The sequence below is a fragment of the Pectobacterium colocasium genome (assembly GCF_020181655.1).
GTDB lineage: Bacteria > Pseudomonadota > Gammaproteobacteria > Enterobacterales > Enterobacteriaceae > Pectobacterium > Pectobacterium colocasium.
The window spans coordinates 1,128,870-1,151,370 of sequence record NZ_CP084032.1; the positions used below are offsets into that span (position 1 = coordinate 1,128,870).

The 22,501-nt window shown below is 52.2% G+C and carries 19 protein-coding genes; 15 read left to right on the forward strand and 4 right to left on the reverse strand.

Annotated elements, in window-relative coordinates; translation table 11 throughout:
- Positions 1–9 precede the first annotated feature (9 nt).
- The 13 genes from cdsA (at position 10) to tilS (ending at position 16,010) form a co-directional block, all read left to right on the forward strand.
- Positions 10–867 carry a phosphatidate cytidylyltransferase gene (cdsA, locus tag LCF41_RS05055; RefSeq protein ID WP_225087150.1) on the forward strand — a complete coding sequence of 286 codons (858 nt, stop codon included), beginning with the start codon at positions 10–12 and terminating at the stop codon, positions 865–867.
- Positions 868–888: 21 nt separating this feature from the next.
- Positions 889–2,244: a sigma E protease regulator RseP gene (gene rseP, locus LCF41_RS05060; RefSeq protein WP_225087151.1), complete on the forward strand. Its 1,356-nt coding sequence runs from the start codon at positions 889–891 to the stop codon at positions 2,242–2,244.
- Positions 2,245–2,279: 35 nt separating this feature from the next.
- Complete coding sequence (bamA, locus tag LCF41_RS05065) at positions 2,280–4,709, forward strand: outer membrane protein assembly factor BamA (RefSeq protein ID WP_225087152.1); 2,430 nt, start codon at positions 2,280–2,282, stop codon at positions 4,707–4,709.
- 193 nt (positions 4,710–4,902) lie between these two features.
- On the forward strand, positions 4,903–5,400 hold the full coding sequence (gene skp, locus LCF41_RS05070) for a molecular chaperone Skp (protein WP_012773638.1): 498 nt from the start codon (positions 4,903–4,905) through the stop codon (positions 5,398–5,400).
- A 3-nt stretch (positions 5,401–5,403) separates the two neighbouring features.
- Positions 5,404–6,426, forward strand: coding sequence for a UDP-3-O-(3-hydroxymyristoyl)glucosamine N-acyltransferase (lpxD, locus tag LCF41_RS05075; protein ID WP_180742186.1), 1,023 nt, complete (start codon positions 5,404–5,406; stop codon positions 6,424–6,426).
- A gap of 84 nt (positions 6,427–6,510) precedes the next feature.
- Entirely contained in the window at positions 6,511–6,984 is a 474-nt protein-coding gene (gene fabZ / locus LCF41_RS05080; protein WP_172644777.1) for a 3-hydroxyacyl-ACP dehydratase FabZ, read from the forward strand.
- Positions 6,985–6,988: 4 nt separating this feature from the next.
- Positions 6,989–7,777: an acyl-ACP--UDP-N-acetylglucosamine O-acyltransferase gene (gene lpxA, locus LCF41_RS05085; protein ID WP_225087153.1), complete on the forward strand. Its 789-nt coding sequence runs from the start codon at positions 6,989–6,991 to the stop codon at positions 7,775–7,777.
- Between the two features lie 3 nt (positions 7,778–7,780).
- Entirely contained in the window at positions 7,781–8,935 is a 1,155-nt protein-coding gene (lpxB, locus tag LCF41_RS05090) for a lipid-A-disaccharide synthase (protein ID WP_225087154.1), read from the forward strand.
- Positions 8,936–8,968: 33 nt separating this feature from the next.
- Positions 8,969–9,565: a ribonuclease HII gene (gene rnhB / locus LCF41_RS05095; RefSeq protein ID WP_225087155.1), complete on the forward strand. Its 597-nt coding sequence runs from the start codon at positions 8,969–8,971 to the stop codon at positions 9,563–9,565.
- A 135-nt stretch (positions 9,566–9,700) separates the two neighbouring features.
- Positions 9,701–13,183, forward strand: coding sequence for a DNA polymerase III subunit alpha (gene dnaE / locus LCF41_RS05100; protein WP_225087156.1), 3,483 nt, complete (start codon positions 9,701–9,703; stop codon positions 13,181–13,183).
- 12 nt (positions 13,184–13,195) lie between these two features.
- Positions 13,196–14,155 (forward strand): acetyl-CoA carboxylase carboxyl transferase subunit alpha, encoded by a 960-nt coding sequence (gene accA / locus LCF41_RS05105; RefSeq protein ID WP_225087157.1) that lies wholly within the window; start codon positions 13,196–13,198, stop codon positions 14,153–14,155.
- 111 nt (positions 14,156–14,266) lie between these two features.
- The gene (locus tag LCF41_RS05110) at positions 14,267–14,656 is read left to right on the forward strand and encodes a VOC family protein (protein WP_225087158.1); all 390 of its coding nucleotides are present in this window, start codon (positions 14,267–14,269) and stop codon (positions 14,654–14,656) included.
- Complete coding sequence (tilS, locus tag LCF41_RS05115) at positions 14,646–16,010, forward strand: tRNA lysidine(34) synthetase TilS (protein WP_225087159.1); 1,365 nt, start codon at positions 14,646–14,648, stop codon at positions 16,008–16,010. Before LCF41_RS05110 ends, tilS begins: the two co-directional genes overlap by 11 nt.
- Positions 16,011–16,164: 154 nt before the next feature.
- Here tilS and rof read toward each other — a convergent pair whose 3' ends face one another.
- Both rof and LCF41_RS05125 read right to left on the reverse strand, forming a co-directional pair.
- On the reverse strand, positions 16,165–16,425 hold the full coding sequence (gene rof, locus LCF41_RS05120) for a Rho-binding antiterminator (RefSeq protein ID WP_225087160.1): 261 nt from the start codon (positions 16,423–16,425) through the stop codon (positions 16,165–16,167).
- Positions 16,412–16,612, reverse strand: a complete 201-nt coding sequence (locus tag LCF41_RS05125; RefSeq protein WP_010285748.1) for a YaeP family protein — start codon at positions 16,610–16,612, stop codon at positions 16,412–16,414. The genes rof and LCF41_RS05125 overlap by 14 nt, the downstream gene beginning before the upstream one ends.
- 239 nt (positions 16,613–16,851) lie before the next feature.
- On the opposite strand from LCF41_RS05125, the gene LCF41_RS05130 reads away from it, so the two are divergent.
- Together LCF41_RS05130 and nlpE are read left to right on the forward strand one after the other, a co-directional pair.
- Positions 16,852–17,406: a YaeQ family protein gene (locus tag LCF41_RS05130; RefSeq protein WP_225087161.1), complete on the forward strand. Its 555-nt coding sequence runs from the start codon at positions 16,852–16,854 to the stop codon at positions 17,404–17,406.
- A gap of 73 nt (positions 17,407–17,479) precedes the next feature.
- Entirely contained in the window at positions 17,480–18,175 is a 696-nt protein-coding gene (gene nlpE, locus LCF41_RS05135; protein ID WP_225088103.1) for an envelope stress response activation lipoprotein NlpE, read from the forward strand.
- A gap of 62 nt (positions 18,176–18,237) precedes the next feature.
- Here the strand turns inward: nlpE and mutS are convergent, their stop codons facing one another.
- Both mutS and LCF41_RS05145 read right to left on the reverse strand, forming a co-directional pair.
- Complete coding sequence (mutS, locus tag LCF41_RS05140) at positions 18,238–20,802, reverse strand: DNA mismatch repair protein MutS (RefSeq protein ID WP_225087162.1); 2,565 nt, start codon at positions 20,800–20,802, stop codon at positions 18,238–18,240.
- Between the two features lie 394 nt (positions 20,803–21,196).
- Positions 21,197–22,429 carry a DUF711 family protein gene (locus LCF41_RS05145; RefSeq protein WP_225087163.1) on the reverse strand — a complete coding sequence of 411 codons (1,233 nt, stop codon included), beginning with the start codon at positions 22,427–22,429 and terminating at the stop codon, positions 21,197–21,199.
- Positions 22,430–22,501 lie beyond the last annotated feature (72 nt).

A 22,501-nucleotide genomic window follows, 5' to 3' on the forward strand; every position in this document is an offset into this window, starting at 1 on the left:
GGGGAACTTTTGCTGAAGTATCGCCTGATTACTGCTTTTATTTTGATCCCGATTGTTATTGCGGCGCTTTTCTTGCTGCCTCCTCTGGGGTTCACGCTTGTTACGCTGGCTGTTTGTATGCTGGCGGCATGGGAGTGGGGTCAACTGGCGGGGTTTGCCTCTTATAGTCAACGCCTGTGGCTCGCTATTCTATGTGGTTTCTTGCTGGCGCTGATGCTGTTGTCGCTCCCGGCCTACCATTATTCCGTGCATATTCCACAGATCAGTATCGCACTCTGGTCATCGCTGGCGTGGTGGAGTGTGGCGCTGCTGTTGGTTCTGTTCTATCCGGCTTCTGCCTCATTCTGGCGCCATTCGCGCGCATTGCGGCTTGTGTTCGGCATTATGACGATTGTGCCGTTTTTCTGGGGCATGGTCGCACTTCGTCATTATCATTACGCGATTAATCCGTTTACGGGGGCCTGGTGGCTGCTGTACGTCATGCTGCTGGTGTGGGGAGCGGACAGCGGTGCCTACATGTTCGGTAAACTGTTTGGCAAGCGTAAACTCGCGCCAAAAGTGTCGCCGGGCAAAACCTGGGAAGGCTTTCTCGGCGGTCTGGCGACGTCGGCGCTCATCTCCGTGCTGTTTAGCCTCTACGCACCATTAACGGTCTCCCCATCGACGTTGCTGATGTGTTCTATCGCTGCGGCGTTGGCTTCGGTACTGGGTGATTTGACGGAAAGCATGTTCAAACGTGAGGCGGGCATCAAAGACAGTAGTCATTTGATTCCGGGACACGGTGGTGTGCTCGATCGTATCGACAGCCTGACGGCTGCGGTTCCTGTATTCTCTTGCCTGATGCTGCTGCTGTTTAAAGTGGCTTAGAATAAAGCGGTAGAGCTATTTATGCTGAGTTTTCTCTGGAATCTTGCCGCGTTTATCATCGCACTGGGTGTGTTGGTCACCGTCCATGAGTTTGGGCATTTCTGGGTGGCTCGCCGCTGTGGTGTGAAGGTCGAACGCTTCTCCGTTGGCTTCGGGCGCGCAATATGGCGTCGTCGCGATCGTACCGGTACAGAATTTGTGATTGCGCTGATCCCGCTTGGCGGCTACGTCAAGATGCTGGATGAGCGCGTCGACGCGGTTGCGCCAGAATTCCGCCACCAATCCTTTAACAGTAAAACAGTCTGGCAGCGTGCGGCTATCGTTAGCGCTGGCCCGATTGCCAATTTCCTGTTTGCCATTGTGGCGTACTGGCTGGTGTTTATTCTCGGCGTGCCGGGCGTGCGTCCGGTTGTGGGTGAAATACTGCCCAACTCCATCGCGGCGCAAGCGGAAATGTCGGCGGGAATGGAACTAAAGTCAGTAGATGGTATCGAAACGCCTGATTGGGATACTGCGCGTCTGGCGTTGATCGGTAAAATCGGTGATAGCGAGGTTGTGATCGGAACCGCTCCATTAGGCTCTGATCGCGTCGTTCAGAAAACGCTGGATTTACGTGATTGGCAGTTTGAGCCTGATAAGCAAGATCCTGCCGCTTCGCTCGGGATTATTCCGCGCGGTCCGCAAATCGAGCCAGTACTGCATCAAGTGCAGGCGGGGTCGGCGGCGGAAAAAGCAGGTTTGCAAGTCGGAGACAGGATCGTTAAAGTCGACGGGCAGGTGCTCGCGCAATGGCGTGATTTCGTCATCGCCGTGCGTGATAATCCCGGACAATCTATTGCTCTGGAGGTGGAACGGAACGGTGCAACAGTACCGTTGACGTTAACGCCAGACAGCAAATCTGTGGGGAGTGGCAGAGTTGAAGGGCTAGCGGGCGTTATGCCAAGTGTGACGCCACTGCCTGAAGAATACAGGACTGTGCGCCAGTATGGGCCGTTTAGCGCAATCTACCAGGCAACAGATAAAACCTGGCAACTGATGAAATTGACCGTCAGTATGTTAGGGAAACTGGTTATGGGTGATGTTAAGCTGAACAACCTGAGTGGTCCCATTTCGATTGCTCAGGGCGCAGGAATGTCAGCAGATTATGGATTGATTTATTACCTGATGTTTTTGGCCTTAATCAGCGTCAATTTGGGGATCATCAATCTGTTCCCTCTGCCGGTATTGGATGGTGGACACCTGCTCTTTCTTGCGGTTGAAAAGCTGAAGGGTAGGCCGGTTTCTGAGCGTGTGCAGGACGTTAGCTATCGCATTGGTACAGTATTGCTGATGTTGTTAATGGGACTCGCACTTTTCAATGATTTCTCTCGTCTCTAGGCGCGGGATTAGGTTAGGAAAAACGCATAACAACGATGGCGATCAAAAAGTTGCTCATAGCGTCGCTGCTGTTCAGCAGCGCAACCGTATACGGTGCAGACGGGTTCGTGGTGAAGGACATTCATTTCGAGGGCCTGCAAAGGGTTGCCGTCGGGGCGGCATTACTTAGTATGCCAGTCCGCGTTGGTGATACCATCGGTGACGATGATATCGGTAACACCATCCGTGCCTTGTTTGCGACCGGAAATTTTGAAGATGTTCGCGTCCTGCGCGATGGCGGAACGCTGATTGTGCAGGTGAAAGAGCGTCCGACAATCGCCAGCGTCACGTTTTCCGGCAATAAGTCCGTTAAAGACGACATGCTGAAAGAAAACCTGGAGGCCTCCGGCGTGCGCGTCGGTGAAGCGTTGGACCGCACCGCGCTCACTAGCATCGAAAAAGGACTGGAAGATTTCTACTACAGCGTGGGTAAGTACAGCGCATCGGTTAAAGCCGTTGTCACGCCACTTCCGCGTAACCGCGTAGACCTGAAACTGGTCTTCACGGAAGGCGTTTCCGCCAAGATCCAACAGATTAATATTGTCGGTAACAAAGCGTTCAGCTCCGACGAATTGATCTCCCGTTTCCAACTGCGTGATGAAGTGCCGTGGTGGAACGTGGTTGGCGATCGTAAATACCAGAAACAAAAACTGTCTGGCGACCTGGAAACCCTTCGGAGTTTCTATCTGGATCGCGGCTATGCGCGTTTCAACATCGATTCTACTCAGGTGAGCCTGACGCCAGATAAAAAAGGTATCTACATCACCATCAATATGACGGAAGGCGAGCAGTACAAGCTGTCCGGCGTGACGGTGAAAGGCAATCTGGCTGGCCACTCTGCGGAAATCGAAGGACTGACGAAGATTGAACCGGGTGAACTCTACAACGGGACGAAAGTGACCCGGATGGAAGAGGACATCAAGAAACTGCTGGGTCGTTATGGCTATGCCTATCCGCGCGTGGTAACGCAGCCGGAAATTAATGATGCAGACAAGACGGTGAGATTAAACATCAACGTTGATGCTGGTAACCGTTTCTATGTTCGTCATATCCGCTTTGACGGCAACGACACGTCGAAAGACGCCGTTCTGCGTCGTGAAATGCGCCAGATGGAAGGTGCCTGGTTAGGCAACGATCTGGTTGAACAGGGCAAAGAGCGTCTAAACCGACTGGGATTCTTTGAAAGCGTTGATGTAGAAACGCAGCGTGTTCCCGGCGTGGCCGATCAGGTTGATGTCACGTATAAAGTCAAAGAGCGTAATACGGGTACCTTCAACTTTGGTGTCGGTTTCGGTACAGAAAGTGGCGTGAGCTTCCAGGCTGGGGTTCAGCAGGACAACTGGCTGGGAACGGGTAACTCCGTGGGTATCAGCGGGACGAAAAACGATTACCAGACGTATGTCGAACTGTCACTGACTGACCCGTACTTTACCGTCGATGGCGTTAGCCTCGGTGGCCGTATCTTCTATAACAAATTTGAGGCGTCTGACGCCGATCTGTCCGACTATACCAACGTGAGTTACGGCGTTGGCAGCACACTGGGCTTCCCGATTAACGAGAATAACTCACTGCGTGTCGGTCTGGATTATGTCCATAACGATCTGTCGGATATGAGACCGCAGGTGGCGATGTGGCGTTATCTGGATTCCGTAGGAGTGAATCCATCCGTGGTTCAGGAAGGTAATAAATCTAGCGCTGACTTCAAAGCGAACGATTTCTTCCTGAATACCGGATGGTCATATAACAATCTGGATCGCGGCTACTTCCCGACGAAAGGAACACGTGCGTCTGCGAATGTGAAAGTCACGGTGCCGGGCTCGGATAACGAATACTACAAACTGACGTTTGATTCGGCGAGCTACTATCCGTTGACCGAGAGTGGTAAGTGGGTCGTGATGGGCCGTACGCGTGCGGGATTTGCTGATGGTCTCGGTGGTAAAGAAGTGCCGTTCTACGACAATTTCTATGCCGGTGGTTCCAGCACGGTGCGTGGCTTCCAGTCCAACACCATTGGTCCTAAAGCGGCGTATTACAAGTGTGCTGCGGGTGCAACGTCTTATTCCAACTGCCCGATTGATTCAACCAATCTGGATGACGCAGTGGGAGGTAACGCGATGGCCGTGCTGAGTGCGGAACTGATCGTGCCGACGCCGTTTATCAGCGACAAATACGCGAGCTCCGTCCGTACTTCCTTCTTTGTCGATGGTGGTACGGTATGGGATACCAACTGGGAAAATACACCAGCAACGATTGCCGCAGGCGTGCCGGATTACAGCAAAGCGAGCAACTTCCGTGTTTCCAGCGGTATCGCGTTGCAATGGATGTCTCCGCTTGGGCCATTGGTCTTCTCCTATGCCCAGCCGGTTAAAAAGTACGATGGAGACAAGTCGGAACAATTCCAGTTTAACATTGGCAAAACCTGGTAGTGTGACGTCAATAGGTCGTATGCAGGGAATGTCGTATCATGATTCGTTGAGACGAGTATCTTGTTGATATAAATAGCTCGTTGATATGAATAGTTCGTGGATATGAACGGTTGAACATAAACCGTTCATACTATGACGTGATGCTCATAATTAAAGTGTTAAGACACAAATAGGTTAGGTTGAGGAGTTTATAGTGAAAAAGTGGTTATGTGCCGCAGGCCTCGGTTTAGCATTGGCTGCTTCAGCCAGCGTTCAGGCTGCTGACAAAATTGCCGTTGTTAACGTCTCCAGCATTTTCCAACAGCTGCCGCAGCGTGAAACCGTTGGCAAACAGCTGGAAAACGAGTTCAAAGGCCGTGCTTCTGAACTGCAATCTATGGAAAACGATTTACAGACCAAGATGCAGAAGTTGCAGCGTGATGGTTCTACCATGAAAGCGAGCGATCGCAGCAAAATGGAGAAGGACGTCATGGCGCAGCGTGAGCAGTTCTCTACCAAAGCACAGGCTTTTGACCAGGACAACCGTCGTCGTCAGATGGAAGAACGCAACAAAATCCTGAGCCGTATCCAGGATGCCGTGAAAGCTGTTGCAACCAAAGAAGGCTATGATGTTGTGATTGACGCTAACGCTGTTGCGTATGTTGCCAATGCGAAAGACATTACTGCAGATGTGCTGAAACAGGTTAAATAAACCATGTATTCAATTCGACTGGACGCGTTAGCTCAACAGTTGGATGCACAATTACACGGTGATGGCGATATCGTCATCACCGGTGTTGCTTCTATGCATTCGGCAAAAACTGGGCAAATTACGTTTCTTTCCGACAGTCGTTACCGTGAGCAACTGGCTGGGACGCAAGCGTCAGCGGTCGTGCTGACGGAAGCGGATTTACCTTACTGTCAGGTCACTGCGCTGGTAGTGAAGAATCCCTACCTTACCTATGCTCGTATGGCGCAACTGCTGGACACCACGCCGCAACCGGCAACCGACATTGCGCCGAGCGCGGTTATCGCGCCAGACGCGACGCTGGGCCAGCAGGTGTCAGTTGGTGCAAATGCCGTCATTGAATCTGGTGCACAGCTGGGCGATGGCGTTGTTATTGGCCCTGGCTGCTTTATCGGTAAAGATGCCCGCATTGGCGCCGGTACCCGTTTGTGGGCAAATGTAACGATTTATCACCGCGTTGAGCTGGGTGAACATTGTCTGATCCAGTCAGGAACGGTTATCGGTTCAGACGGTTTTGGCTATGCCAACGATCGCGGTAACTGGGTGAAGATCCCGCAGTTAGGAACGGTCAGAATTGGCGATCGGGTTGAGATCGGCGCAAGCACGACTATCGATCGTGGCGCGTTGGATGATACGGTCATTGGCAATGGTGTTATCATTGATAACCAATGTCAGATTGCGCACAACGTCGTGATTGGCGACAATACCGCGGTAGCGGGTGGCGTCATTATGGCGGGGAGCTTGAAAATTGGTCGTTATTGCATGATCGGTGGTGCCAGCGTCATTAACGGGCACATGGAGATCTGCGATAAAGTGACGGTAACGGGAATGGGGATGGTCATGCGACCAATCACAGAACCTGGGGTATACTCTTCGGGCATTCCTTTGCAACCCAACAAAGTATGGCGTAAAACCGCAGCGCTGGTGATGAATATTGATGAGATAAGCAAACGGTTAAAAGCCGTTGAACGAAAAGTCGATAACGTTTAATCACTCGCGTTTTTATTTGCGGCCTGCCTGAAGACACCTAATTTAGGGTCTGCGCAGGCCGTGTTGTTGATGGCATCAGTTTTTATGGACAGGAAGAGTATTTTGACTACTGACACTCATACTCTGCATATTGAAGAGATTTTAGAACTATTACCGCACCGTTTCCCATTTTTACTGGTTGATCGGGTACTGGATTTTGAAGAAGGGAAGTTTCTGCGGGCGGTGAAAAACGTCTCTTTCAACGAACCCTTCTTCCAGGGCCATTTCCCGGGCAAACCGATTTTTCCCGGCGTGCTGATTCTGGAAGCGATGGCTCAGGCCACCGGTATTCTGGCGTTTAAAAGCGTGGGCAAACTGGAGCCGGGCGAACTGTACTATTTCGCCGCTGTGGACGAAGCGCGCTTTAAGCGCCCTGTGCAGCCAGGCGATCAAATGATCCTTGAAGTTGAATTCATCAAAGAGCGTCGCGGCGTTGCACGCTTTAAAGGTGTTGCCAAAGTTGATGGCGAAGTGGCCTGCGAAGCGTCAATGATGTGTGCTCGCCGTCGGGAGTCCTGATAACGTGATTGATCAAACCGCCTTTATTCACCCAAGTTCGATTGTTGAAGACGGTGCCATTATTGGCGCTGGCGTTCATATTGGCCCGTTCTGCTATATCGGTTCTCAGGTTGAGATCGGTGCGGGTACGGTGCTGAAATCACATGTCGTCGTCAATGGCGTCACTAAAATTGGTCGCGATAATGAAATCTATCAGTTCACGTCAATTGGTGAAGTGAATCAGGATCTCAAATACGCTGGGGAACCGACCCGTGTTGAGATTGGCGATCGTAACCGTATCCGTGAAAGCGTCACGATTCATCGCGGCACGACACAGGGCGGTGGGTTGACTAAAGTCGGTAGCGATAACCTGTTGATGATCAACACGCATATCGCACACGACTGCGTGGTGGGCAATCGCTGTATTCTGGCGAATAACGCAACGCTAGGTGGTCACGTTTCCGTTGATGATTTTGCGATTATCGGTGGGATGACGGCAGTACACCAGTTCTGCATCATCGGTGCTCACGTCATGGTGGGTGGATGCTCCGGCGTGGCGCAAGACGTGCCGCCGTATGTTATCGCTCAGGGTAACCACGCGACGCCGTTTGGCCTGAATATTGAAGGCCTGAAGCGTCGTGGTTTCGAAAAAGAAACCCTGCACGCGATCCGTAACGCGTACAAGCTGATTTACCGCAGCGGTAAAACGCTGGACGAAGTGAAACCGGAAATTGAAGCACTGGCAGCGGAACATCCGGCGGTGCAGGCGTTTACCGATTTCTTTGCCCGTTCTACTCGCGGCATTATTCGTTAATCCATGTCATCACGTCCTTTGACTATCGGGCTGGTCGCCGGGGAAACTTCCGGCGACATCCTTGGCGCGGGCCTGATCCGGGCGCTAAAAGAAAAGGTGCCCGATGCGCGGTTTGTCGGTGTTGCCGGGCCGCGTATGCAGGCTGAAGGTTGTGAAGCCTGGTACGAAATGGAAGAGCTGGCCGTCATGGGGATTGTTGAAGTGCTTGGGCGACTTCCTCGTCTGCTGAAAATTCGGCGGGATTTAACCCAGCGCTTCAGTGAACTCCAGCCTGATGTGTTCGTGGGGATTGATGCACCCGATTTTAATATCACGCTGGAGGGTAACCTCAAGCAGCGAGGCATCAATACCATTCACTACGTCAGCCCGTCCGTGTGGGCATGGCGTCAAAAACGCGTTTTCAAAATAGGTAAAGCGACCAATCTGGTGCTGGCTTTTTTGCCTTTTGAAAAAGCGTTTTACGATCGTTTCAATGTACCTTGTCGCTTTATCGGCCACACGATGGCTGATGCAATGCCATTGCACCCCGATAAGCTGGCGGCGCGTGCAACATTGGGTATTGCGGCAGAAGCGCACTGTCTGGCGCTTCTGCCGGGTAGTCGCGGCGCAGAGGTGGAAATGCTTAGCGCGGATTTCCTCAATACGGCGGTGTTGCTACGCCAACATTTTCCCGATCTGGACATTGTGGTTCCGCTGGTGAACAGCAAACGGCGTGAACAGTTTGAGCAGATCAAAAGCACTGTGGCTCCCGATTTACGCGTACATCTGCTGGATGGTCAGGCGCGTGAAGCGATGATTGCCAGTGATGCGGCGCTATTAGCATCCGGTACGGCGGCGCTGGAGTGTATGCTGGCTAAATGCCCGATGGTTGTGGGCTACCGCATGAAGCCTTTTACCTTCTGGCTAGCACAACGTCTGGTCAAAACGCCGTGGGTGTCGTTGCCGAATTTGCTGGCTGGGCGCGAACTGGTGACGGAATTGCTACAGACAGACTGTACGCCTGACAAGCTGGCTGCCGCGCTGCTGCCGCTGTTTGCAGATTCAGATAAAACGGCTGCACTGCGTACGACATTTGTGGATTTGCATCAGCAGATTCGCTGTAACGCCGATGAGCAGGCGGCTCAGGCGGTACTGGAATTAGTCAAGCCGCGTTCATAAACCCCCTATTCGTAAAACCATGTTAATAAAGCCATGAGTGAAATGTTTATCTATCCGCAGGCGACCTGTATCGCTGGCGTTGATGAAGTGGGGCGCGGCCCTCTGGTTGGCGCAGTGGTGACGGCTGCGGTGATTCTGGACCCGACTCAGCCAATTGTCGGGCTGGCGGACTCCAAACAGCTGAGTGAAAAACGTCGGCTGGCGCTCTATGATGAAATCAAAGAGAAGGCGCTGGCGTGGAGCCTTGGCCGTGCAGAACCGGAAGAGATTGATCAACTGAATATCCTGCATGCTACCATGTTGGCCATGCAGCGTGCGGTGGCTGGGTTGGCTGTCGTGCCTGATTTTGTTCTGATTGACGGCAACCGTTGCCCGGCGCTGTCGATGCCCGCTCAGGCGGTGGTTAAAGGGGATAGTCGCGTGGCTGAAATCAGCGCAGCCTCGATTATGGCGAAAGTCACTCGCGATCGTGAGATGGTCGAGTTGGATCAACGCTTCCCCGCTTATGGTTTTGCCCAACATAAAGGTTATCCAACGGCTTTTCATCTGGAGAAACTGGCCGCACTGGGTGCCACTGAGTTTCACCGTCGGAGCTTCGCGCCAGTCAAACGCGCATTAGGGTTGGCGTAAAACATAAGTTGGCTTAAAACGTCGGCTCACGTAATACATAGGCTGACGTAAAACATCATCATTAACTCTCGATGTGGCATGTGCATGTCGTCGTGCCTGCCATGCTAACTAATCGATAAATTATGGGATCTGGATATGGCCGAACCACGTTTTGTTCACCTGCGTGTTCACAGTGACTATTCCATGATCGATGGGCTGGCCAAAGTCGGTCCGCTGGTAAAAAAAGCAGCGGCACTCGGCATGCCAGCGCTGGCGATTACCGATTTTACCAACCTATGCGGGCTGGTTAAGTTCTATGGCGGCGCGCATGGCGCGGGCATCAAGCCGATTATCGGCGCAGACTTTTCTGTCGAAAGCGACGAATTAGGGGATGAACTCGCACATCTCACTGTTCTGGCGATGAATAATGAAGGCTACCAGAATCTCACTCTGCTGATTTCTCATGCTTATCAGCGTGGTTATGGCGCTGCCGGGCCGACAATTGACCGGGATTGGCTGATTGAGCATCGGGAAGGGCTGATTTTACTGTCTGGCGGTCGCCGGGGTGATGTCGGCCAGTTTTTGCTACGCGGCAACCAGACACAGGCCGAGCAGTGTCTGGCGTTTTATCAGGAACACTTCCCCCAGCGCTACTATCTGGAACTGACCCGCACGTCACGCCCCGACGAAGAAAGCTATTTGCATGCTGCCGTCGAGCTGGCGACAAAGCACGGGTTGCCTGTAGTCGCGACCAATGAAGTGTGTTTTATCAGCACTGATGATTTTGACGCTCACGAAATCCGCGTGGCTATCCACGATGGCTACACGCTTGATGACCCCAAACGTCCGCGTAATTACAGCCCACAGCAGTACATGCGTACCGAAGAGGAAATGTGCGAGCTATTTGCGGATATCCCCGAAGCGCTGGCGAACAGCGTTGAAATTGCCAAACGCTGTAACGTAACGATCCGTTTGGGGGAATATTTCCTGCCGCAGTTCCCGACGGGCGATATGACCACGGAAGATTTTCTGGTTGAGTGCTCGAAAAAGGGGCTGGAGGAACGTCTCGAATTCCTGTTCCCTGACCCGGAAGTGCGCGCCGCGCGGCGGCCGGAGTACGACGAGCGTCTGGATGTTGAACTGGGCGTAATTAACCAGATGGGGTTCCCCGGTTACTTCCTGATCGTCATGGAATTTATTCAGTGGTCGAAGGACAACGACGTGCCTGTTGGGCCGGGGCGTGGCTCCGGTGCGGGGTCATTGGTGGCCTACGCACTGAAAATCACCGATCTGGACCCGCTGGAATTCGACTTGCTGTTCGAACGTTTCCTTAACCCTGAACGTGTTTCCATGCCCGACTTCGACGTCGATTTCTGTATGGAAAAACGCGATAAGGTCATCGATCACGTTGCGGAAATGTACGGACGTGATGCGGTATCACAGATTATCACCTTCGGTACGATGGCGGCGAAAGCGGTTATTCGTGACGTCGGACGCGTGCTTGGGCACCCTTATGGGTTTGTCGATCGTATTTCAAAACTGGTGCCGCCCGATCCGGGCATGACGCTGGAAAAAGCCTTTGCCGCTGAACCGCAATTGCCGGAAATTTATGAAGCCGATGAGGAAGTTAAGGCTCTCATTGATATGGCGCGCAAGCTCGAAGGGGTAACGCGTAACGCCGGTAAACATGCGGGTGGGGTGGTGATATCCCCCACCAAGATTACCGATTTCGCACCGCTGTATTGTGATGCGGAAGGGAACCACCCGGTTACCCAGTTCGATAAGAACGACGTGGAATATGCCGGGCTGGTGAAGTTTGACTTCCTGGGTCTGCGTACGCTGACCATCATCGACTGGGCGCTGGGGATGATTAACGCCCGCCGCGCGAAGCAGGGACAGGAACCGATTGACATCGCGGCGATCCCGCTCGATGACAAGAAAAGTTTCGACATGCTGCAACGCTCGGAAACCACAGCGGTATTCCAGCTTGAATCTCGCGGCATGAAGGATCTCATCAAGCGTCTGAAACCCGACTGCTTCGAAGATATGATCGCACTGGTGGCGCTATTCCGCCCCGGCCCGCTGCAATCCGGCATGGTGGATAACTTCATCGACCGTAAGCACGGCCGTGAAGCGATCTCTTATCCTGATATCGAATGGCAGCACGAGTCACTCAAGCCGGTGCTGGAGCCGACCTACGGCATTATCCTGTATCAGGAACAGGTCATGCAGATCGCTCAGGTCCTGTCTGGCTATACGCTAGGCGGCGCAGATATGCTACGCCGTGCGATGGGTAAGAAAAAACCGGAAGAGATGGCCAAACAGCGGTCCGTCTTTAAAGACGGGGCGGAGCGGATGGGCGTCGACGGTGAACTGTCGATGAAAATCTTCGATCTGGTGGAAAAATTCGCTGGTTACGGCTTTAATAAATCTCACTCAGCGGCTTATGCGCTGGTGTCTTACCAGACGCTGTGGCTGAAAGCGCACTATCCGGCTGAATTCATGGCGGCGGTAATGACGGCCGATATGGACAACACGGATAAGGTGGTCGGGCTGGTTGATGAATGCTGGCGGATGGGGTTAAAAATCCTGCCTCCTGACATCAACAGTGGGCTGTACCACTTCCACGTTAACGACGATGGCGAGATTGTTTACGGCATCGGCGCAATTAAAGGCGTGGGTGAAGGCCCGATTGAAGCGATTATCGAAGCGCGTAATCAGGGCGGTTATTTCAGAGAGCTATTTGATCTTTGCGCGCGTACTGACATTAAGAAGCTGAACCGCCGTGTGCTGGAGAAGCTGATTATGTCCGGGGCATTTGACCGCCTGGGGCCGCATCGCGCCGCGCTAATGAATTCATTGGCTGATGCGCTTAAAGCTGCCGATCAGCATGCGAAAGCGGAAGCCATTGGTCAGGTGGATATGTTCGGTGTGCTGGCAGAGGCGCCTGAGCAGGTTGAGCAATCTTACAGCACCGTGCCGCCGTGGCCGGAGCAGGTGGTGTTGGATGGGGAGCGGGAAACGCTGGGGCTGTACCTGACCGGCCACCCGATCACGCAATATATTAAGGAAATTGAACGCTACGCCGGTGGCGTGCGTTTGAAAGATATGCACCCGACGGATCGGGGTAAAATGACCACTGCCGTTGGGCTGGTGTTGGCGGCTCGCGTCATGGTAACCAAGCGGGGTAACCGCATTGGTGTCTGTACGCTGGACGATCGCTCCGGTCGTCTCGAGATCATGCTGTTTACCGATGCATTGGAAAAATATCAGCATTTACTTGAGAAAGACCGTATCCTTATCGCCAGTGGACAGGTCAGCTTTGATGACTTCAGCGGCGGGCTTAAAATGACCGTCCGAGAGTTAATGGATATCAGTGAAGCGCGGGAAAAATACGCGCGCGGGCTTGCTATCTCGCTGACTGACAGGCAAATTGATGACCAGCTATTAAACCGTCTCCGCCAATCGTTGGAACCCCATCGATCGGGGACGATCCCAGTGCATCTCTATTACCAGCGTGAAGATGCGCGCGCCCGACTACGTTTCGGCGCAGCATGGCGTGTAACGCCTGCCGATGCGCTACTGAACGAGCTGCGCACATTAGTGGGTAATGAGCAGGTGGAACTGGAATTTGACTAATATAGGAATACTATGAGTCTGAATTTTCTTGATTTTGAGCAGCCGATTGCAGAGTTGGAAGCGAAAATTGACTCGCTGACCGCAGTCAGCCGTCAAGACGAAAAATTGGATATTAATCTGGACGAAGAAGTCCAGCGCCTGCGTGAGAAGAGCGTTGAATTGACGCGCAAAATCTTCGCTGATTTGGGTGCCTGGCAGGTTGCGCAATTAGCGCGCCATCCGCAACGTCCTTATACGCTTGATTATATTAAGCACATCTTTACTGACTTTGATGAATTGGCTGGCGATCGCGCCTATGCCGATGACAAAGCCATCGTCGGCGGGATTGCCCGTTTGGATGGGCGTCCGGTGATGATCATTGGTCATCAGAAAGGACGTGAAACCAAAGAAAAGATTCGCCGTAACTTCGGCATGCCCGCACCGGAAGGTTATCGCAAAGCGCTGCGCCTGATGGAAATGGCCGAACGCTTCAAGATGCCGATTATTACCTTTATCGATACGCCGGGTGCCTATCCGGGCGTTGGCGCGGAAGAGCGCGGTCAGTCTGAAGCGATTGCGCGCAACCTGCGTGAAATGTCGACGCTGCGAGTGCCAATCATCTGTACCGTTATCGGTGAAGGGGGTTCCGGTGGTGCGTTGGCTATCGGCGTGGGCGACAAGGTCAACATGTTGCAGTACAGCACCTATTCAGTTATTTCACCGGAAGGCTGTGCGTCTATCCTGTGGAAGAGTGCGGATAAGGCACCGCTGGCGGCGGAAGCGATGGGCATCATCGCGCCGCGTCTGAAAGAGCTGAAACTGATCGATACCGTGATTCCTGAACCGCTGGGTTCGGCACACCGTAACGTTCCAGTGATGGCCGAATCGTTGAAAGCGCAGCTGCTAGCCGATTTGCTCGACCTCGACGGTCTGACGGAAGAAGAACTGCTAAACCGCCGTTATCAGCGTTTGATGAACTATGGTTACTGCTGATAGCGTGATTGTCTGATTGATTGCAGTATTATCAATCAGGCAATTCTGGCGTTACTCTGAAAATCCGTTGTCAGAAATGACAGCGGATTTTTTGCTATGAGGGGTTGAAGCATGCTGAAGCTGCTTGATGTTCATCACATTGCGGTTATTGCCTCCGACTATGCGCGCAGTAAGGCGTTTTATTGTGATGTGCTGGGGTTTACGTTGAACCAGGAGGTTTACCGTGAAGCGCGGCAGTCGTGGAAAGGGGATCTCTCGCTGAATGGGCGTTATACCATTGAGTTATTTTCTTTCCCTCATTCACCTGCGCGTGTGAGTCGGCCGGAAGCCTGCGGCCTGCGCCATCTGGCTTTCGCTGTGGCTGATGTTGAACAGGCTGTTGCCGCGCTGGAGCAGTCAGGTGTTATTTGCGAACCCGTACGGATCGATCCTGAAACGCAGCAGCGCTTCACGTTTTTCTCCGATCCTGACGGCTTGCCCTTAGAACTGTATGAGACCTGATGTTGTGAACGGCACTGAATCTAACGATGGATTACCTGATGATGGATTGCTCCAGACGATCGCGGCGCAAACGGCCGGATGCAGGTCGATCCTGCTGGCTTACAGCGGCGGTCTGGACTCCAGCGTGTTGCTACATCTGCTGGTGGCGGTTCGTCAGCGTTCCGGGCTGGCTATTCGCGCGGCCTATATTCATCACGGTTTAAATCCGCTGGCAGAGAGTTGGGCTGAACATTGTCGTCAGCAGTGTGAATACTGGCAGGTGCCGTTTGCCTCGCTGTCGGTGACGGTTGAGGCGCAGAACGGCGGTATTGAAGCGGCAGCCAGAACGGCGCGTTATCAGGCACTGCAAGCGCATCTGCAAGAGGGGGAAACCCTGCTGACGGCGCAGCATCTTGATGACCAGAGTGAAACTTTTTTACTGGCGCTTAAACGCGGCAGCGGGCCTGCCGGATTGTCTGCCATGGCAGCGCACAGTACGCTAGGTCATCATCGACTGGTGCGTCCGTTGTTAGGATTTTCGCGTATCCAGTTGGAAGCGTATGCGCAGCGGCATCAGCTTCACTGGATCGAGGACGACAGCAATCAGGATGAGCGTTTCGATCGCAATTTTCTACGCCGGCAAATTTTACCGCGCTTGACGCAGCGCTGGCCGCATTTCTCCTCCGCCGTGGCGCGTAGCGCCGAACTGTGTGCTGAACAGGAACAGTTGCTGGATGAACTGTTGGAAGAATCATTGCAGGCGCTATGTCAGCCGGATGGGGCGCTGAGCATTGACGGCCTGGCTCCGCTAAGCCCGGTGCGTCGTTTTGCGCTACTGCGGCGCTGGCTGGCACAGCAAGGTGCGACCATGCCCGCGCGTGAACAGCTACAGCGACTCTGGGATGAGGTGGCGATGAGCCGTCAGGATGCGGAACCTATATTGCAATTAAATCAGTGGCAGATCCGTCGTTTCCGTCAGCATCTCTATTTGCTGCCGCTGATGAGCTCGCTACAAGACCGCATTTTGCCGTGGCAGCCGACGTCACGTCCGCTGCCGCTCCCTGACAATCTTGGTACGCTGCTGCTGGCCGATAGTGGGCTGGCAGTGCGCGCGCCGGAAAACGGTGAAGCGGTAAGTATTCGTTTTTCGACCCGTGGAACCGTGCATATTGTCGGCAGAACCCACGGGCGGCAAATCAAGAAACTTTGGCAGGAACTGGGTGTTCCGCCCTGGTGGCGCGACCGGACGCCGCTGGTGTTCTACAACGAACAGCTCATTGCGGCCGTGGGACGATTCGTCACGCGGGAAGGGCAGGTGAGAGAAAACCAGCCCGTGTGGCACATTGTTTGGGAAAATACGGTTTGGGAAAAATAGGGTTTGGGAAGAATAAGTTTGGGATAAAAGCTGAAGTCATCTGATCTGGATAAAAGCGAAAGCAGGTAAATACTCGAATAAAAACGGACAACCTGCGTTGTCCGTTTCGGAAGCGTTTGTTCAGCGTTTGCCGCTGAATGAAAGGATAAGCCTGTCAGGATTCGCTGACGACGACCTTCCCGATTTCAGGATGACTGAAACTGACGATGTGGTCGAGGCGCAGTTCGCGCATTGCCCCGGAGGCTTCGATCACCAGATATTCGACCTGCTTACGGGAGATCATATCACTGGCTTTACCGGTCACAACTTCACCATTGCGTAGTTCCAGCGTCAGCGTCATATTCTGCTGACAAGTGGCTTCCAGGCTGTCGTAATCATCACAGTTGATGGGTTGATATTCATTACTCATTGACATAATCACTCACCAATAAGTTAGCGGCGGCAAAAGCGGCCTGTTCCCTGACGGAGGATGGCAGCGCATCATTCGCGGCAATGCCATCCAGGGTTTTCAAAACACAACCCAGCGAATCGGGTATATAGCCCAGATCGCCACTGGCGATCTCTGCGTATAAGCGACGTACTAATTCACAGTATTCTTGCACTATATCCTCCCTTGAAAGCTTAGCTCGGTAGATATTCATGCATCATCACCTGTTGCGGTGCGCGATGTTGTAAGCCTACGAAGATAAACTCTATTTATCAAACCGACTATAGCATAGGCACTAACAGGATATCAGTAGTCCTTAGAGGCCTAATCTATCAGTTACGTGGCAGATATCACCTTTACTGTGAGGATGGCGCTAACTCAAGTAAACTAAAGGGAATAACGACGAGGTTACTGATGGCACTAAAAGCAACGGTTTACAAAGCAGCAGTTAATATTGCCGATATGGATCGGAATTTTTTTCACGACGCGAACCTGACGATCGCGCAGCATCCGTCTGAAACGGAACAGCGCATGATGCTGCGGCTTTTAGCGTGGATTTGCCATGCTGATGAAAACCTGCGCTTTACCAAAGGGCTCAGTGCCGATGACGAACCGGAAATCTGGCGGCGCAATGATACGATGGAACTGGAGTTGTGGATTGAGCTGGGTCTGCCGGATGAAAAGCGGCTTAAGAAAGCCTGCAACCAGTCCCGTGCCGTGGTGCTATACGCGTACAGCGAGCGTGCGGCGCAGGTTTGGTGGAGTGCGATAGCAAGTAAGGTTTCCGGATACAAGAATCTGGCTATTCGCTTTTTGGATGATAATCAACTGACTCAACTTGCCGGGCTGGCCGCACGCACGATGGCGTTGCAGGCAACGATACAGGAAGGGACGATCTGGTTGTCTGACGATAAGAATAGTCTGGAAATAGCATTTTCTGAGTGGAAAATTCCTCAGACTCAGGGATGATAACAGGCTGGATACATTCCAGAGCATTGAGTCAGAACGATAAAAACAGGGCAGAGACGGCAGGACAATAATGATGAAAAAACTGGCTATCGGTGTGCTGTTGATTGCAGGGGTTTCTGGGTTGATTGGGTGTCATACCCGTTCACAAGTTCAGGAAGAGCCTCTTAAACCAATGGCGCAAAGTTATCGTGGCGTTTTACCCTGTGCGGACTGCGGAGGGATTGATACGTCGCTGTTTTTGGAAAAAGACGGGACTTTTGTGCTGCGAGAGCAGTATCAGACAACGCGAGCGGGCAACAACACATTTGCTTCCTATGGGCAATGGCGACGTACCGCGGATAAGCTGGTATTGACGGATAGTGCAGGAGAAAAACGTTACTTCCGCCCGATTGATAAGGGGCTGGAAATGCTGGATCAGCAAGGGCTTCCCATCAACTCCTCTCTTCCTCGCCAACTGACGGCAACCGAGCAGGCATTGCCGGATACGCCGATGTCGATGAAGGGCATGTACCGCTATCTGGCGGATGCTGCGACCTTCTCTGACTGTGCGACAGGGAAAACGTTTGTAGTAGCGAGTAATGCCGTGCTGGAAAGACTGTATCTTCGTACTACGGCGTCGGCGGGTGAACCGGTACTGGTTTCCTTTACTGCGCATTTTGCCGTTATTCCATCAATGGAAGAAGGACAGATGGTGAAAGCGGTGGTCCCTAACAGCAGCGATAAAGCACGTATGAACGCGCGGGCAAACTGCGATACGCAGATAGATTGATACAGCGTTAAAAAGAAAAGGCACTGATTTTCAGTGCCTTTTTTTCATCCATTCATTACACGTTAGAGCATTTTCTTTAGCTGATACAGCCAGTCCAGCGCCTGACGTGGCGTGAGCGCATCAGGATCGATGGCTTCCAGCGCTTCAATCGCCGGAGACGGCTCATCATTGCTCAGCAGTGCCAACTGCGCGCCGTCAATATGACTGGATGACGCATTATTCGATAACGTTTCCAGCTCTTTCAGTTTCTGGCGTGCGCGCTTAATCACTTCTTTCGGGACACCAGCCAGTGCGGCAACGGCAAGACCGTAACTTTTACTGGCTGCACCATCTTGTACGCTGTGCATAAAGGCAATGGTATCGCCGTGTTCGCGCGCATCTAAATGCACATTCACCACGCCTTCCATTTTTTCTGGCAGGGTGGTCAGTTCAAAATAGTGCGTGGCAAACAGCGTCATGGCTTTGATGCGGTTCGCCAGATTTTCGGCACAGGCCCAGGCCAGCGACAGGCCGTCGTAGGTTGAGGTTCCACGGCCGATTTCGTCCATCAATACCAGGCTGTTTTCCGTGGCGTTGTGCAGAATATTTGCCGTTTCTGTCATTTCCACCATAAAGGTGGAACGACCAGAAGCCAGATCGTCCGCGGCACCTACGCGTGTGAAAATGCGATCGACTGGGCCAATAACCGCCTGATCCGCAGGCACAAAGCAGCCGATGTGCGCCATCAACACGATGAGTGCAGCCTGACGCATATAGGTACTTTTACCGCCCATATTGGGGCCGGTAATGATCAGCATACGGCGCTGTGGTGCCAGCGACAACGGGTTCGAAATAAACGGCTCACGAAGCACCTGTTCGACGACAGGGTGACGACCTCCTGTGATTTTGATGCCGGGTTTGTCACTCAGCGTCGGGCAGACGTAATTGAGCGTATCAGCGCGTTCGGCCAGATTCGTCAGGACATCCAACTCGGCCAGCGCGGCTGCACTTTGCTGAAGCTCAGCCAGGTGAGGCAGCAGCAGATCGAAAAGCTCATCATAGAGTGCTTTTTCCAGCGCCAGCGCTTTGCCCTTTGAAGTCAGAACTTTGTCTTCGTACTCTTTCAGTTCAGGGATGATGTAGCGTTCGGCATTTTTCAGCGTCTGACGGCGTACGTAGTGGATCGGCACCAGATGGCTTTGACCGCGGCTTACCTGAATGTAATAACCGTGTACGCCATTGAAGCCGACTTTCAGTGTATCGAGCCCCAGCTTTTCTCGTTCGCGAATTTCCAGACGATCCAGATAGTCGCTGGCACCATCGGCCAGCGCACGCCACTCGTCCAGTTCCGCATTGTAGCCTGGCGCGATGACGCCACCGTCACGAACCAGCACGGGCGGAGCTTCGACAACCGCGCGTTCCAGCAAGTCTCGTAATTCATCAAATTGCCCAATCAGGCTGACTAAACGGCGAACTGAGTCAATATCAAGCGGTGCAAGCTGCTCACGAATATCGGGAAATTGCTGGAAGGCGTGGCGCATACGTGCCAGATCGCGCGGGCGTGCCGTGCGCAATGCGAGTCGCGCCAGAATACGTTCCAGATCGCCGACCTGTCGCAGAGAGGGTTGCAGATCGGGCGTGATGTCCTGCAACGCGCTGATAGCCTGCTGGCGCTGCTTAAGCGCATCAATATCGCGACTGGGCATATGAATCCAGCGCTTCAGCATCCGACTGCCCATCGCTGTTACGGTGCAGTCCAAGACGGCAGCCAGCGTATTTTCCACGCCACCGGACAGGTTTTGCGTCAGTTCAAGGTTACGGCGGGTGGCCGCATCCATGATGATACCGTCCTGCTGGCGCTCCATGGTAATCCCACGGATATGCGGCAGCGAGGTGCGCTGAGTGTCTTTCGCGTATTGCAGCAGGCATCCGGCGGCGCGCAGCGCGAGCTTCGCCTGCTCTACACCAAAACCCGTCAAATCGCGGGTGCCAAATTGCAGGTTCAACTGCTGACGTGCGGTATCCGGTTCAAACTCCCACAGCGGACGACGGCGTAGTCCATGACGGTTTTCGAGCAAATCCATGGATTCGAAGGATTCAGGGTAGAGTAATTCCGCCGGGTTGGTGCGCTGTAATTCGGCCGCCATGGTTTCCCGATCGGCAGGCTCGCTCACGCGAAAGCGTCCAGAGCTGATATCCAGAGTGGCATAACCGAATCCCCGACTATCCTGCCAGATAGCGGCCAGCAGGTTGTCCTGCTTTTCCTGCAATAGTGCTTCGTCGCTGATGGTTCCCGGCGTGACGATACGTACTACTTTGCGTTCTACCGGACCTTTGCTGGTGGCGGGATCGCCAACCTGTTCGCAGATAGCGACGGATTCGCCCATTTGCACCAGCCTGGCAAGGTAGTTTTCAACGGCATGGTGGGGAACGCCTGCCATCGGTATCGGTTCCCCTGCGGAGGCACCGCGCTTCGTCAGCGAGATATCCAGCAGTTGAGAAGCCCGCTTGGCATCGTCATAGAACAGCTCGTAAAAATCGCCCATGCGGTAAAACAGCAGGATTTCCGGATGTTCAGCCTTTAACCTAAAGTACTGCTGCATCATTGGCGTATGGGCGGTGAAGTCCTTCTCTGTGGCTTCATTCATATTGATTTTACTCAGTCTTAACGCTTTTGTTCGTTCAGGTGATGGTGCAGGGTTTGATGGTCAACCGTGCTGATGGCGTGTCACCTGAGCCTTGAAATGGAATGCCAGAAGTATACTGGCTGACAGATGAAAAACATCACCCGTGAATGCGCTATCTTACCACTGGTGGCCGTTATTTGGCGTCAGACGACGTTACCAGACTGAATCAGGGATGCGTATCCGATTTGCTCGAACGCGCGAGGCGGCTCGCAAGTTTGCCATGAAGAGGTATCAGGTCAATAATAATTAATTCATGAAAATCAATGCTGCTGAGCTTAGCATTAGAGCGTTTCTGCTAAATCAATGAGCCTATTTGACGGTATTAAATCCCGCCAAATAGATTATCTTTTTAACGTTATGGTACAGCCAACACCGCACAATTACATAAGTCATCACTTTCAAAGTTGGTGATATCACCCGCCTGCATACCAGGAACAGGGAAGACTCGAACAGTAAGCGGTTTATTTAAGCGAAAAGCCATCGTCCCTGTGTCTCTCATTAGGGCTGACAGTTTATCAATAGAGACATCACCGGGAACAGGAACGGTATCCAGCCCAATTCCACAAACAGCGCTGTAAGTCAGCAACGAGCGAATATCAAAATTTGATTTTACAGATCCATCAGCTAAACCTTGATCTTCAGTTAATGCAAGCATTAACCCAGAAAACCCCACCAACTCAGTCTCTTTTACTGATTTAAATACCTTAGTTAATAATCCTGATACTTCGACAGTGCCTGATGCTCCAAAGTATTCGACCCCCATTTGTTCATAGACTTCGGCCATACTGGCACAATTTTTAGAGGGTGCAGCCGAACTATCGAAGCCTGAAAACGTAAAGGGAAAATCCATTTTTGCATGGTTAATAATATGTTGAATTGCTGATATATGATACTGAAGGGCTGTGCTCAGGACGGTGTAATAATTACTGAACAGTTGATTATGGTTTTTTGTACCTTTCTGTTTATTGAAGTTTTTTAATGTATTAACCAGCAGATCGGGGGTTTCAAGACCAATAACAAAGCAATCCCCTAATTCTTTTTGATGATATCCGGCCGGAAAATAAGGTATTAGTGGTTTACAATTGAAGTTGACTGTAAAGTTAAAATTTCCCTCGCCTCGTGGGGTTATTACACTAATTTTTTTCACACATGATGCGGCAGTCTTAATAAGCTCATTGTCGACAATACCACAATCATCTAAAGGGATATTTACACAGGCATTGCACAAATCGCCAAACTCATTAATGAGATCAGGCAGCATCTCAATTTCTCTTGTGGTTTTTGCTTCACCAATAGCAAATCTTACCCTTATTCCTGACTGATTATTGTGAGCCAGTAATTTGCTAATATAGTGTAAATCAGCTCGGGCATTCTCTATACTGTTTAGGTCGAGATATTCCCCAAATGGATTGGTAACAATGCGAATGGACTGTACCGTGTAGTGGTGACGTTGAAACTCTGCCGTTAAATCTGATAAAAATTTTGAGGCTTTATTAATTTCTGTCTGCCAACTCTCTTTATCGTGACTTAATGATAGAAATGCTGTCACAGTCCGTATTTTACAAAGTGCTTTCTCTTTATAACCCACTGGATTCTCCCTAGAAACTATTGCCATACATTGGGTGGTTCTGTCATATCATCCTACCCGGCAGAGCAAAAC